The sequence below is a fragment of the Niveispirillum sp. GW835-FHT14G11 genome (assembly GCF_058793615.1).
This window is the reverse complement of sequence record NZ_JBXAFZ010000008.1, coordinates 80,250-93,776: the sequence shown is the minus strand read 5'-3', so window position 1 is coordinate 93,776 and position 13,527 is coordinate 80,250. Positions and strand designations below refer to the sequence as shown.

General features: G+C 64.5%; 13 protein-coding genes and 2 pseudogenes. 9 read left to right on the top strand and 6 right to left on the bottom strand.

Translation table 11 applies throughout. The annotated features are described in order from the left end of the window. Positions 1-68 precede the first annotated feature (68 nt). Entirely contained in the window at positions 69-2,027 is a 1,959-nt protein-coding gene (locus AC1Q7F_RS15890; RefSeq protein WP_492508530.1) for an alpha/beta hydrolase family protein, read from the top strand. 3 nt (positions 2,028-2,030) lie between these two features. Here the strand turns inward: AC1Q7F_RS15890 and AC1Q7F_RS15885 are convergent, their stop codons facing one another. Continuing rightward, positions 2,031-3,233, bottom strand: coding sequence for a divergent polysaccharide deacetylase family protein (locus tag AC1Q7F_RS15885; protein WP_492508528.1), 1,203 nt, complete (start codon positions 3,231-3,233; stop codon positions 2,031-2,033). Between the two features lie 186 nt (positions 3,234-3,419). Between AC1Q7F_RS15885 and AC1Q7F_RS15880 the strand changes: the two genes are divergently transcribed. The 5 genes from AC1Q7F_RS15880 (at position 3,420) to AC1Q7F_RS15860 (ending at position 7,663) form a co-directional block, all read left to right on the top strand. Beyond that, positions 3,420-4,022: an anthranilate synthase component II gene (locus AC1Q7F_RS15880; RefSeq protein ID WP_492508526.1), complete on the top strand. Its 603-nt coding sequence runs from the start codon at positions 3,420-3,422 to the stop codon at positions 4,020-4,022. Positions 4,023-4,029: 7 nt separating this feature from the next. Beyond that, complete coding sequence (gene trpD / locus AC1Q7F_RS15875) at positions 4,030-5,067, top strand: anthranilate phosphoribosyltransferase (protein ID WP_492508525.1); 1,038 nt, start codon at positions 4,030-4,032, stop codon at positions 5,065-5,067. Then, positions 5,064-5,882 (top strand): indole-3-glycerol phosphate synthase TrpC, encoded by an 819-nt coding sequence (gene trpC, locus AC1Q7F_RS15870; protein WP_492508523.1) that lies wholly within the window; start codon positions 5,064-5,066, stop codon positions 5,880-5,882. Before trpD ends, trpC begins: the two co-directional genes overlap by 4 nt. Next, entirely contained in the window at positions 5,879-6,361 is a 483-nt protein-coding gene (moaC, locus tag AC1Q7F_RS15865; protein WP_492508521.1) for a cyclic pyranopterin monophosphate synthase MoaC, read from the top strand. The genes trpC and moaC overlap by 4 nt, the downstream gene beginning before the upstream one ends. Before the next feature lie 102 nt (positions 6,362-6,463). Continuing rightward, positions 6,464-7,663, top strand: coding sequence for a molybdopterin molybdotransferase MoeA (locus AC1Q7F_RS15860; RefSeq protein WP_492508519.1), 1,200 nt, complete (start codon positions 6,464-6,466; stop codon positions 7,661-7,663). Positions 7,664-7,671: 8 nt separating this feature from the next. Here the strand turns inward: AC1Q7F_RS15860 and AC1Q7F_RS15855 are convergent. Together AC1Q7F_RS15855 and AC1Q7F_RS15850 are read right to left on the bottom strand one after the other, a co-directional pair. Beyond that, positions 7,672-8,079, bottom strand: a pseudogene (locus AC1Q7F_RS15855) (methyl-accepting chemotaxis protein); the annotation flags it as partial. A 150-nt stretch (positions 8,080-8,229) separates the two neighbouring features. Then, positions 8,230-9,312 (bottom strand): annotated as a pseudogene (locus AC1Q7F_RS15850) (PAS domain-containing protein); the annotation flags it as partial. A gap of 408 nt (positions 9,313-9,720) precedes the next feature. Between AC1Q7F_RS15850 and lexA the strand changes: the two are divergent. The 3 genes from lexA (at position 9,721) to AC1Q7F_RS15835 (ending at position 11,254) form a co-directional block, all read left to right on the top strand. Continuing rightward, on the top strand, positions 9,721-10,467 hold the full coding sequence (lexA, locus tag AC1Q7F_RS15845; RefSeq protein ID WP_492508517.1) for a transcriptional repressor LexA: 747 nt from the start codon (positions 9,721-9,723) through the stop codon (positions 10,465-10,467). 117 nt (positions 10,468-10,584) lie between these two features. After that, on the top strand, positions 10,585-10,803 hold the full coding sequence (locus tag AC1Q7F_RS15840; RefSeq protein ID WP_492508516.1) for a hypothetical protein: 219 nt from the start codon (positions 10,585-10,587) through the stop codon (positions 10,801-10,803). Positions 10,804-10,903: 100 nt separating this feature from the next. Further along, on the top strand, positions 10,904-11,254 hold the full coding sequence (locus AC1Q7F_RS15835) for a DUF1428 domain-containing protein (protein WP_492508514.1): 351 nt from the start codon (positions 10,904-10,906) through the stop codon (positions 11,252-11,254). A gap of 33 nt (positions 11,255-11,287) precedes the next feature. Here the strand turns inward: AC1Q7F_RS15835 and pth are convergent, their stop codons facing one another. From pth to AC1Q7F_RS15820, 3 genes are all read right to left on the bottom strand, one after another. Next, entirely contained in the window at positions 11,288-11,914 is a 627-nt protein-coding gene (gene pth / locus AC1Q7F_RS15830) for an aminoacyl-tRNA hydrolase (RefSeq protein ID WP_492508512.1), read from the bottom strand. An 85-nt stretch (positions 11,915-11,999) separates the two neighbouring features. Continuing rightward, a complete protein-coding gene (locus AC1Q7F_RS15825; RefSeq protein WP_492508510.1) occupies positions 12,000-12,581 on the bottom strand; it encodes a 50S ribosomal protein L25/general stress protein Ctc in 582 nt (193 codons plus the stop codon). Between the two features lie 312 nt (positions 12,582-12,893). Continuing rightward, positions 12,894-13,526: a hypothetical protein gene (locus AC1Q7F_RS15820; RefSeq protein WP_492508508.1), complete on the bottom strand. Its 633-nt coding sequence runs from the start codon at positions 13,524-13,526 to the stop codon at positions 12,894-12,896. Position 13,527 lies beyond the last annotated feature (1 nt).

The window sequence follows — 13,527 nt, the reverse complement described above, 5'->3', positions numbered from 1 at the left end:
ATACTCTAGTTTCCTTACCGGGAGGACGGCGCGGGGGAAGTGCCGCCGGCAGGAGGGGATGGGGACCGATGCGGGTGATGGGGGCTGCGTCCTGGCTGACCGGGGCGCTGTGCATGCTGGGCGTGGCGATGGGTGCGCAGGCGGCGGACGACCCGCCGCTGGAGAAGCCGTCGGACCTGCCGGTGGAGAAATTCGCGCACCGGCCGTTCATGGATGATGTCGACCTGTCGCCCGACGGCAGCCATGTCGCCTATCTGGCGCCGATTGGCGGGCGCATGCATCTGGTGGTGCGCAAGGTGCCGATGACCGCCGCGGAAAAGCCCGCCGTGCTGGGACCCAGCGAAGTTGAGATCGTGGGTTTCGACTGGATCGGCAATGACCGGCTGCTGGTCCGCATTTTCACGACGGAGAAGGTCAATACCAACAACGGGCGCAAGCCGCTGCGCTTCACCCGCACCGTTTCCGTCACGCGCGACCTGAAGGATATGCGGGTGCTGTTGCAGCGCCCGCCGGAGAACAACAACTACTTCCTTCAGCACACGCCCATCCTGCAATTCGTGGATGATGAGAATGTGCTGGTCGCCTATCCCACCGGCGACGGGCCGTTCCCGGGGGTGGTGAAGCTGAACGTGGTGACGGGCAATTTCACCCGCGTGCGCCGGCCCATCCGCAATGTCTTCGACTATCTGCCCGACCCGACGGGGGAGATTCGCATCGCCGAGGTCTATGACGACGCCAAGCTGGAAACCCGCTATCTGCGCCGCGTGGCGGGGGAGGATTTCCAGCTGATGCGCACCCAGAAACATATGGGCGACGACCCTCGCTTCGACATTCTGGGCTTCGACGAGGCGGGCAAGGATCTCTATGTCTCGTCCCGCCACGAGGGGGACCGCAACGCCATCTATAAATACGATCTGGCCAATGACGTGATGGGCGCCAAGGTGGCCGACGACCCGCGCCATGATGTCAGCAATGTCATCCGGCGCAAGGGGGCAGTGGTGGCCATCGCCTGGACCGACGACCTGCCCCGCCGGCTGTGGCTGGACTCCGCCATCCAACGCCTGCAGGACGCGCTGGACAAGGCGCTGCCCGACAGCCGCGAGATCATCGTGGATACGGCGGCTGACGGCAATCTGGTGCTGACCGCCAGCTATTCCATGTCGGCCCCGCTGACCTATCGCGTTTTCGACCGGCGCACGAGCCAGTACCAGCTGTTCGGCGACACCTATCCCGGCATTCCCCAGGATCTGGTGGCCCCGCGCAAGCCCGTGGGTTTCAAGGCGCGCGACGGGGTGGAGATACCCGGTTACCTGACCCTGCCGCTGGGGGCGGAGGAGGGCAAGAACCTGCCCTTCATCATCATGCCGCATGGCGGCCCGTTCAGCCGCGACGATGGCGATTTCGAGATCATGTCGCAGTTCCTGGCCAGCCGTGGCTATGGCGTGCTGCAGCCCAATTTCCGGGGATCGACCGGCTATGGCGCCGCCTTCAACCATGCGGGGCAGCGGCAATGGGGCGGGCTGATGCAGGATGACGTCACCGATGCCGCGCAATGGGCCGTGGCCCAGGGCATCGCCGACCCGTCACGCCTGTGCATCCTGGGCTGGTCCTATGGCGGCTATGCCGCGCTGATGGCCACGATCAAGACGCCCGACCTGTTCAAATGCGCGGTGGCCACGGCGCCGGTGGCCAACATGGAGCGGGTCTATGACGATGCCGCCTATCGCGTCAGCCGCAACCTGACCCGCGGCCTGCATTTCGGCGACGATCCCGACGCGCTGCGCGCCATTTCCCCCGTCCATAATGCCGACAAGGTGAAGGTGCCCGTCCTGCTGGTGCATGGCGACCTGGATTTCCAGGCCCCCGTGGCCCACAGCCGCGACATGAACCGGGCCTTGGAGAAGGCCGGCAAGCCGGTCGAATATGTCGAGATCGAAGGCATGGACCATTCACCCATGACGACGGAGCAGATGGTGACAGTGCTGTCGGCGTGGGAGAAATTCCTGAAAGCGCATATCGGGGGGTAAAGGTTACTTCACCGCCGCCGTCAGCGGCACCAATTGGAACCCCTTGGCCTCCAGGGTCGGCAGCCACTGGGCCAAGGCGGCGGTGGTCACGTCATGCGGATGGCCGATGGCGATGGCCAGGCCGTTCTTGGCGGCGATCTGTTCAACCTTGGCCAGCGATGCCGCCACGCCCTGCGGCGTCATCACATGGTCCAGGAACACGTCGCGCGATAGCATGGGCACATGGTATTGGGCGGCCAGCGGCCCTGACTTGGTGTCGGCCGTGGTGCGGCTGTCCAGGAACAGCAGGCCGCGTGAGGCCAGTTCGGCCATGACCACCGCCATGCCGTCGCGATCGGCCGTGAAGCGGCTGCCCATATGGTTGTTGATGCCGACAAAGCCGGGAAAGGCCGACAGGTTGGCCGACAGGCGCTGGCGCAGCGTCGCCTCGTCCAGCCGGGTTAGTAGGGCACCCGGTCCCGGATCCTCCTTGCCCGTGGGTTCCATGGGCATATGCACGATCAACTCATGCCCGCGGGCGCGGGCCTTCTCCGTCTGCTGCGGCAGTTCCCGTGCATAGGGCAGCCAGGCCAGCGTCAGGGGGCCGGGCAGGGCCACCACCTTGTCCGACCGGTGCCGGTCCACACCCATATCGTCGATGACGATGACGATGCGCGGATGGCCGTTGGACGCGGGGGTGGGCAGGGCGAAATGTTTCCAGGCCGGGGTGCCGGCGGGGGCATTGGCCAGCGGTAGCAGGGGGCGCGGCGGCGCGGCAGGCAGGGCCGCCACCTGGGCCGGCGGTTCAGCGGCCGGCTTTATCTTTTCAGCGGCGGTTGATGCCGGCGGTGCGGGCGCCGCCCCGGGCCGGGTGGGCAGGTCGGCGGTTTCCGCCGCCTCCTCGTCGCTGGCATCCTCGGGTTCGTCCGGGGCCGTCGCGTCCGCCTGTTCCTCCATCGGGGTCAGGGCGGGGCCGGCGGAGACGGGGTGATAGCGTTCCTGGCCCAGCAGCGCCGTCAGTCCGCCGGCCACCAGCACCAGGGCCAACAGGGCCAGCCCGATCTGCCCGCCCCTACCCAGGCGCGACAGAAACAGCATCGCCTGGCGCCGCACCCGCACCACCCGGTCGCGTCCCCGCTTGGCCGCACCGGCACCGACGCGCACGCGGGGCTTGCCGGTGCCGCGACGGTTGTTTCTGCTGCCGGGGGGACGGGGGCGGGGGGGCATGATGGGAATGGACCTCGGCGTCGGGATGGTATGAGAGCTTACTGCAATAAACACATGAACCCGCGCAATGCCCCAGCCGCAATGCCGCCCGCCGCGCGCGGCAGGGCTGCGCGGGCTGGAAATCGGCGCCACCAGTCTGTAGGCTTCGCGGTCCAAGGCCCTGGGGGCCGATGCCGGAATAGAGCCATGCTGCTGTTCATCGACAATTACGACAGTTTCACCTGGAACCTGGTGCATTATCTGGGCGAATTGGGCGCTGACATGGCGGTTTGGCGTAACGATGCGCTGAAGGTGGACGAGGCGCTGGCACTGAAGCCAGAGGCCATCGTGCTGTCGCCCGGCCCCTGCGACCCCGACAGGGCTGGCATCTGCCTGCCTTTGATCCATGCCGCGGCGGAACACAAGATCCCCCTGATGGGCGTGTGCCTGGGCCACCAGGCCATCGGCCAGGCGTTCGGTGGCAAGGTGATCCGCGCGCCGGAGCCGATGCATGGCAAGCTGTCGGACGTTTTCCATGCTGGTGCCGGCCTGATGGCCGATCTGCCCAGCCCCTTCAAGGCCACGCGCTATCACTCCCTGATCGTGGAGAAGGAGACGCTGCCGGATTGCCTGGAAGCGACCTCGTGGCTGCCCGATGGCATGATCATGTCGCTGTCGCACAAGACCCTGCCCATCCATGGCGTGCAGTTCCACCCGGAAAGCATCGCGTCCGAACATGGGCACAAGATCTTCGACAATTTCCTGAAGCTGGCCGGCGTGACGCGCGGGCCGCAGCTGCGCGTGGCGTGAGGGCGTGATGTCGGGGGACATGGGTGACTTCAAGGCGCTGCTGGCGAAGGTCGCCACCGGCGCCACCTTGAGCGAGGCGGAGGCGGAACACGCCTTCGCCATCATCATGTCGGGCAATGCCACGCCGGCCCAGATGGGCGGTTTCCTGATGGCGCTGCGCGTGCGCGGCGAGACGGTGGCGGAGATTACCGGGGCCGTGCGCGCCATGCGCGCCAAGGCGCTGAGGATCGAGGCGCCGGACGGCATCATCGATACCTGCGGCACGGGTGGCGATGGGGCGCATACATACAACATCTCTACGGCGGTCGCGTTCGTCATCGCCGGCTGTGGCGTGCCGGTGGCCAAGCATGGCAACCGGGCGATCTCGTCCAAGTCGGGGGCCGGCGATGTGCTGTCGGCGCTGGGCGTCAATCTGGATGCCGATTTCGCCCTGGTGAAGCGGGCCTTGTTCGACGCCCATATCGGCTTCCTGCTGGCCACCCGTCACCACACCGCCATGCGCAATGTCGGGCCGACGCGGGTGGAACTGGGTACCCGCACCATCTTCAACCTGATGGGGCCACTGTCCAACCCGGCCGGTGCCAAGCGTCAGCTGATGGGCGTCTATGACGCGAAATGGGTGGAACCGCTGGCGCAGGTGCTGCGCAACCTGGGTTCCACCCGTGCCTGGGTGGTGTCGGGTGCCGACGGGCTGGACGAGATCACCACCACAGGCCCCACCCATGTGGCGGAACTGCGCGACGGGCAAGTGCGGCGGTTTGAGGTGACGCCGGAAGACGCGGGCCTGTCCCGCGTCACCCTTGCCGACCTGCGCGGTGGTTCGCCGGAGGAGAATGCCGAGGCGTTGCGCGCCGTCCTGTCGGGTGCCACCGGCCCCTATCGCGACATCGTGCTGCTGAACGCCGCCGCTGCCCTGGTCGTGGCCGATGCCGTGCCCGACCTGAAGACCGGTGTGGCCAAGGCCGCCGACTGCATTGCATCCGGACAGGCCAGTCTGGCGCTGGACCGGCTTGTCTCCATCACCAACACACCGTTGACGATATGAACAGCCAACCCGACGTCCTGGCCCGCATCAATGCCGACAAGGCCGGCCACGTGGCCCGTGCCAAGGCGGCCCGGCCGCTGTCCGTGGTGACCGAGCTTGCCAGGGAGCAACCCGCCCCGCGCGGCTTTGCCAGGGCCCTGGAAAGCACTGTCGCGGCGGGCCGCTGGGCCCTGATCGCGGAGATCAAGAAGGCCAGCCCGTCCAAGGGCCTGATCCGCGCGGATTTCGATCCGCCGACCCTGGCGCGGGCGTACCGCGATGCTGGCGCCACCTGCCTGTCGGTCCTGACCGATGTGCCGTACTTTCAGGGCGATGACGCCTTTCTGGTGGCGGCGCGGGCGGCGGTGCACTTGCCGGCACTGCGCAAGGATTTCATGATCGATCCCTATCAGATCGTGGAAAGCCGGGCGCTTGGGGCCGACTGCATCCTGCTGATCATGGCCTGCCTGGACGATATCCTGGCCCGTGAGCTGTATGACGCCACCATCGAGCTGGGCATGGACGTCCTGGTGGAGGTGCATGACGAGGCGGAGATGGAACGCGCCTTGAAGCTGCCGGGCGGCCTGCTGGGGGTGAACAACCGCAATCTGAAGACGCTTTCCATCGACCTGGGTACGACGGAACGTCTTTCCGCGATGGTGCCGGCGGGCCGGCATCTGGTAGCGGAAAGCGGCATCCACAGCCCGGCCGACCTGACCCGTCTGGCCCGGGCCGGGGCGCGGCGCTTCCTGATCGGGGAAAGTCTGATGGCCAAGCCGGACGTGACGGCGGCGACCAGGGCGCTCTTGTCCACCCCGATGATCGAGGCGGCATGAGCAATCCCCTGACCCATTTCGACGAGGCCGGCAACGCCGCCATGGTCGATGTCTCGGCCAAGGACGAGACGGTGCGCATCGCCACGGCACGTGGCCATATCACCATGCTGCCGGAAACCCTGGCGCTGATCCGGGATGGTGGGGTGGAGAAGGGGGACGTGCTGGGCGTGGCGCGGCTGGCCGGTATCATGGCCGCCAAGAGGACGCCGGACCTGATCCCGCTCTGCCATCCCCTGATGTTGTCCAAGGTCAGCGTCGATTTCACCATCGACGCGGCGGCATCGCGAGTGAAGATCGAGGCAACGGTAAAGCTGAAGGGCCGAACGGGTGTGGAGATGGAGGCGCTGACCGCCGTGTCGGTGGCGGCGCTGACCATCTATGACATGTGCAAGGCCGTGGATAAGGGCATGGTCATCGCCGATATCCACCTGGCCTACAAGGAAGGCGGCAAGTCCGGCACCTATGTGGGGCCAGCCTGAGGTCGTGAGGGCGCCGATCGGGGAAATATCAGGTCTTCGTCGCTTGCCTGGCATGATATATGCCCCAATATGTCGACGTCCAGCCATAGACGGAGCATCCGATTGATCCCGCTTTCAGAGGCCCGCGCCCGCATCCTGGCGGCGGCGACGTTGCTGCCCGCCGAACAGGTGCCGATCACCCAGGGGTTGGGCCGTGTCCTGGCCGCCGATGTCGTGGCGCGCGTCACCCATCCGCCCACGGCGGTCAGCGCCATGGATGGCTGGGCGGTGCGCACGGCGGATATCGGGTCCTTCCCGGTTACGCTGACCCGCATCGGTGAAGCGCCCGCCGGCCGGCCCTTCAAGGCCACAGTCCAGGCGGGGCAGGCCGTGCGCATCTTCACCGGCGGCGCCATGCCCGAAGGGGCCGACACCGTGGTGGTGCAGGAGGATGCCGAGGATCATGTCGGCACCGTCACGCTGCGGGATGGCGGCGGGCCCGGCCGCTGGGTCCGCCCGGCCGGGCAGGATTTCGCCGCGGGCGATGTTGGTGTGCCGGCCGGGCGCCGGCTGACCGTGCGGGATGTGGCGCTGGCCGCGGCCATGAACGTGCCCTGGCTGCGCGTCCGCCGCCGCCCCCGCGTTTCCATTCTGGCGACAGGGGACGAGGTGGTGATGCCCGGCGATACGCTGGCGCCGGGGCAGATCGTCAGTTCCAATTCGCTGGCCCTGGCGGCTCTGGTCCGGCAGTTGGGGGGTGAGCCGGTGGATCTGGGGATCGCCGGGGACAGCGCCGACAGCCTGTCGCCCCTGGTTGCCGCCGCGTCGGGCACCGATCTGCTGGTCACCATTGGCGGGGCGTCGGTGGGGGAGCATGACCTTGTCCGCTCCGTCCTGGGTGCGGCCGGTCTTCAACTCGATTTCTGGAAGATCGCCATGCGGCCGGGCAAGCCGCTGATGTTCGGGCAGATGCATGGCGTGCCCATGATGGGCCTGCCGGGCAATCCCGTCTCTTCTCTGGTCTGCGCCTGGCTGTTCCTGCGCCCCTTGCTGCTGGCCATGCAGGGACTGCCATCGGACGATGATCTGCGCGAGGCATGGCTGGGCGCCGATATGGGCGCCAATGACAGCCGGGCCGATTTCGTGCGGGCCAGATTGTCGACGGACGGGGAAGGGCGCCTGATGGCCCAGCCGTTCCCAAAGCAGGATAGCGGCATGCTGAGCCGTCTGGCCTGGGCCGACTGCCTGATCCTGCGGGCACCGCATGCGCCGCCGGCCAAGGCGGGGGACCGGGTCAAGGTGATGCCGCTGGACGCGCTGTAGGGGGTGGATTACGTCCCGATCCGCGCCGCCTCCTGTGCGGCGCGGTTCATATTGGCCGACATCTCGCTGGCCGCGGCACTCTGCTGTTCCACGGCGATGGCGATGGAGCCGACATAGCTGTTCACCTGATCGATGGCGCCGTGGATGCTGTCCAGGGAGGTCACCACATCGCCAGCGGTGGCCCGCAGTCCGGCAATATCCTCGGCAATGCGGTCGGTGGCGGCGCGGGCCTGGGTGGCCAGGTTCTTCACCTCCTGCGCCACCACGGCAAAGCCCTTGCCGGCCTCGCCAGCCCGTGCCGCCTCGATGGAGGCGTTCAGGGCCAGCAGGTTGATCTGCCCCGTGATGCCGGTGATCAGATTGACGATCTCCACCATGCTGTCGGATAGGGTGGTCAGTTGCGTGGTGACGGTACCGGCCGCGTCCACCCGCTGCATGGCGGCTTCTGCCTCGTCGCGGGATCGGCGCATGCTGTCGGCGATTTCATGGATCGAGGCGTTCATCTGCGTGGCCCCGGCGGCCACGCTTTCCATCATGCCGCGTACATACTCGCTGCGCTGGCGGGCCAGAACCTGGCTTGTAACGTCGCTGGCATATTTCACGATCTTGTACGGCTTGCCGTCCAATCCCATGATCGGATTGTAGGAAGCCTGGATCCAGACGTCGCGTCCGCCCTTGCCCTGACGGTGGAACTCGCCGGCCCGGTACTCGCCACGACCAAGATCGCGCCAGAAGGTGCGATATTCAGCGCTGTCACGCTGGCTGTCCGGCATGAACATCGCGTGGTGTCTTCCCCGGATTTCATGGAGCGCGTACCCCATGGCCCCCAGGAAATTGGCGTTCGCCGTGATGACGGTGCCGTCCAGGGTGAATTCGATAACCGCCTGGCTCTTGGAAATAGCCTCCAACTGGCTGGCGGCGTCCACGGCGCGGCTCTTCTGCTCGGTAATGTCGCTGGCGAACTTCACCACCTTGGTGACCTCTCCATCCTCATCCAGGATGGGGGTGTAGCTGGCCTGAATCCAGATTTCTGCACCATCGCGCCGGACGCGCTTGAACTCTCCGCCGAAAAACTCTCCGGCCGCCAGCCGTTCCCAGAACCGGTGGTATTCGGCGCCATCGCGTTCATCCACCGGCATGAATTGCCGATGGTGTTTTCCCCGGATCTCTTCCAGCCCATAGCCCATCGCCGTCAGGAAATTGGCGTTGGCGGACAGCACCTCCCCCTGTGGCGTGAATTCGATCACCGCCTGGGTGCGGCCGATGGCGGCAACCTGGCCGGCAAGATCAGCGTTGCGGGTCACCGCCTCGGTGATATCGGTGGCAAGCTTCACCACGCGCACAACGCGCCCGTTACGATCAAGAACCGGGTTGTAGGTCGCCCGTATCCAGATGGTCCGGCCATGGCGGTCGATGCGGCGGAACACACCCGATTGGAACTCGCCGCGCCCCAACTTACCCCAGAAATGCCGATAATCCGGATGCTGGTGATCTGCGGGCCTCATAAACATACGATGGTGTTTGTTAATCACATCTTGGCGGAAATACCCAAGCGCTTTAAGAAAATTTTCATTTGCATCCAATACCGTTCCCTGCGAATCAAATTCGATGACGCATAGAGAAATATCGATCGCATCACGTAAGGCCATGAGCTTGCGCAGCTTGGCAGATGAAAATGAAAAAGGCATATCGAATTTTCCCCAAGGAAACTTTACCTATTAATGGCTATCCATTTTGCTGTCAAACCGGATGGCCTGATGAACTCACCCGCGTTGAGCGTGACAAAGTCAAAAAAATAGCCACAAAGAACTTGGATTTAATGGTTGATAGCCTGAACTAAGTACGATGTCTATATATCCTTCGGAATATTTAGACTAGTGCATAAGGGCATTTATACCAAAAGATTGCGACCGCGTACCCTAATCCACTCACCCGACGCACGCAACGGACGTGAACCAAAATAGAACATTGCCTGACGTTCCGTTATTGTTCTATAGTGGTGTTGGCGACAAAGACGGTGCCGGATGGGCGGCAGCCGTTGCGGCTGAGGGGATGTCATGCTGACGCGCAAGCAACAGGAATTGCTGTTCTTCATCAATGAACGGCTGAATGAGGGCGGGGTTTCCCCCTCTTTCGACGAGATGAAGGATGCGCTGGGTCTGAAGTCCAAATCCGGTATTCACCGCCTGATCACCGGGCTGGAGGAGCGGGGTTTCATCCGTCGCCTGCCCCACCGTGCCCGCGCACTGGAAGTGTTGCGTCTGCCGGAGAAGCCGGCACCCAAGGCGAAGGTGCCGGCCCCGGCTGTTCCGGTCACCGCACCGCCGCCGGTGCAGGATGTGTCACCGCGGTTCAAGCCCAACGTCATCCGTGGCGATTTTCGCAACAGCCTGCCCGGCCGCCCAGCGAGCAACGATGCTGACGCGGTATCCCTGCCGCTTTATGGCCGCATCGCTGCCGGTTTGCCGATTGAGGCGATGCGCGACAGTTCCGTCACCATCGATATTCCGGCCTCGATGTTGGCTGCCGGTGACCATTATGCGCTCGAAGTGGCAGGCGACAGCATGATTGAGGCCGGCATCCTGGATGGCGATACGGTCGTCATCCAGCGCTGCGAAATGGCGGAGAACGGTACGATCGTCGTGGCGCTGGTGGATCAGCAGGAAGTGACCTTGAAGCGCCTGCGCCGCAAGGGCAATTCCATCGCGCTGGAGCCGGCGAACCCGAGCTACGAGACGCGGGTATTCGGCTCCGACCGGGTCAATGTGCAAGGTCGGCTGGTGGGTCTGATCCGCCGATATTGACGGGCACAGGCAGGGGCGACGCGGACCTGCCGCAATCCCGTCACCGGGAGGCCGTGCTTTCGCCCGGTCGGGCAGGCAGGCTGCGGGCTTTCCGGCTCATATCTGGATGCCCCGTCCATGCCCTCCCTGTCCCGTCTGGTACTTTTGATGTTGCTGTCGCCGATCCTGTCTGGTTGTGCCAGTCCGTGTCAGCGTATTGATGACGAGATACGCCAGTTGAATGCGGAGACGATCCGTGATCCCACCATGGCCGGTGACGGACGTTATCTGGCGCGTTTCCAGGAACTGGCGGCGCAATCCGTGGAAAGAGGCTGTCTGGCGGATGGCCGACGATAGGATGGAAGGGGTTCGTCAATTTTTCCCCGCTCCTGTCGGAAACCCCAAGGTATCATCGTCCTTGGTGTATCGACCAACCAGAGTGCAGGAGGATCCTCCCATGTATGTTGATGGCTTCGTATTGCCGGTGCCCAAGGACAAGCTGGACGCCTACAAGGAACTGGCCACGGTTGCTTCCGTGGTCTGGATGGAGCATGGCGCCCTGTCCTATGTGGAATGCGTGGCTGATGATGTGACCTATGGCGAGGTCACGTCCTTCCCCCGCTCTGTGGAGTTGAAAGAGGATGAGGTGGTGGTTCTATCCTGGATCACTTATCCATCCAAGGAAGTGCGCGATGCCTGCAATGCCAAGGTGATGAGCGACCCGCGCATCAAATGCGATCCCGATGACATGCCGTTCGATGGCAAGCGCATGTTCTGGGGCGGCTTCACGCCGCTGGTGCAGGCCTGAGCCAGCGCAATCAACAGCCCCTGGCGATGGGTATCACCCCTTCGCCAGGGGCTGTTTCGTTTCAGGCACAGGCTTTTCCACCTTGGGTTTGGGTGGGGCGGTCAATGCCGCGACGCGGGAGGCGTATTTCTCCGGCTCGCCCTTGACCAGCAGCGGCAATTCGGCGGCCATCACATCCAGCAGCTTGGGCAGCCATGCCTCATCGGCCTTGGCGAAATTGCCCAGCACCCAGCCATGCACCCGGTCCTTGTCGCCGGGATGGCCGATGCCGATACGCAGGCGCCAATATTCCTTGCCGATATGATCGTCGATGGAGCGCAGGCCGTTATGCCCGCTATGGCCGCCGCCCCGTTTCACCCGGATTTTGGCCGGAGCGACATCCAGTTCGTCATGCAGGACGATGGTGTCGTCGGGCGTCAGCTTGTAGAAGCGCATGGCTTCGCCGACCGATTGGCCGGACAGGTTCATGAAGGTCTGGGGCTTCAGCAGGAAGCATTTTTCGCCACCTGCGATCCCTTCGGCGACCAGCCCCTGAAAGCGACGCTTCCAAGGGCCGAAGCCGTAGCGGCCATGGATCCCGTCCACGGCCATGAACCCGACATTGTGCCGGTGCCGCTCATATTCCGGGCCAGGATTGCCCAGTCCGACCAGCAGGCGCATCAATAGGGTTCCGCTCGCTTATCCAAGCCTCAGGGATGAGCGCGTTTTCGGACAGATCCCGCAAACGCGCTCATCAGCCTGCTGATCAGGCGTCGGCCTTCACGGTCGGCGCGGCGATCGTGGCGACGGTGAAGTCGCGGTCGGTGATGGTCGGGCGCACGCCTTCCGGCAGCTTGACCGAGGAGATATGCACCGAAGCGCCAACCTCGAAACCAGCCAGATCGACGATGATCTTCTCCGGCAGGTCGGAAGCCTTGGCGAACACCTCGATATCGTGACGGACGACGTTCAGGACGCCACCCTTCTTGATGCCGGGGCAGGTCTCGACATTCACGAACTCCACCGGCACCTTCAGGGTGATCTCGGTGGTGTCGCTGACGCGCAGGAAGTCGGCATGCAGCGGACGGTCATAAACCGGGTCCAACTGCACGTCGCGCGGCAGCACGCGGTGCGTCTGGCCATCGACCGTGATGTCGAACAGATGGGTGAAGAAGCCCGGGCGATGGATCTCACGGGTGAACTTCGTGGTGTCCAGGGCGATCATCACCGGCTTTTCCTTGTTGCCGTAGATCACAGCCGGAATCGAACCAGCACGACGCGTGGCCCGGGCGGTCCCCTTTCCGGCCCGGTCGCGAGCCGTGGCGGCGAGCGCGATAATCTGGGTCATGGTACTCTCCTAGTACGAAAAAAGACCCGGTCGCGGGTTCCCGCGGCGGGTCCGGTAGTGGCGCCAGCCTCCAGGGGTGCTGTACGCCGTGAAAATGGTCCGGCCTTTTACGCGCGAACGCCGCCGGAGTCAAGGCGGGCCCTGCCCTGGCGGCCCCGGTACAGCGCTTGGATGCCATGTCGTCCCAAGGCGCGGTGAATGTATTGAGCAGGCTGTGGGGCAGGAAGTGAGCCCGGTAACGGCATGCGGACTGACCCGGTGGCGCGTATGCGGTGCTTCGCGACAGCCGCCGTATGCCGCCAAGATGGGGTTCTAGGCCAGCCGGCGGGCTTCGGTGAACCAAGCAGGATAGGCGGCCAGCACATCCTCCGCCATGGTTAGCAGGTCCGGGTTTTCTGATCTGACCCGCCCAACCTCGAATGTATAATCGGGATCGATGGCCCGGATAGCTGCCGCCACGTCGGAAAGCGTAATCGGTGCCCCGTCTTTTTGGATACCGGCCAGTTGATCGGCGATTCCATTTATCAGGATGATGGGGGTCCACAGCTCTCCCCGGAAGGCATTGCGCAGGATGGCCAGTTCTTCCAGCAACGGGTAGGGCGGCGAGGCTGCCGTCACCCTGCCGTCCGGGTGACGCAGCGGACGGGCATCCAACCAGAAGGTGACGATGCTGCTCAGCGCATAGATCTGCTTGGCCTTGACCAAGTCGCAAAGGCTGGGCAGCGTGGTGATGCTGTCGCCCTGCAACAAGGTGATGCGGCTGATGGTTGGGATGGTTGGGACCGCCTGCTCTACCGTCGCGTAGGTCGAGGCAAACACCTCCTCGGACAACTCCACGCTGTAGATGACCGGAAAGCCGAGCCGCATGGCATCCATGACGCGATACCCCTGGCCGGTGCCGGTTTCGACAAAGGCACCCTGCTGAAAGTCTGCCAGATCGATCATT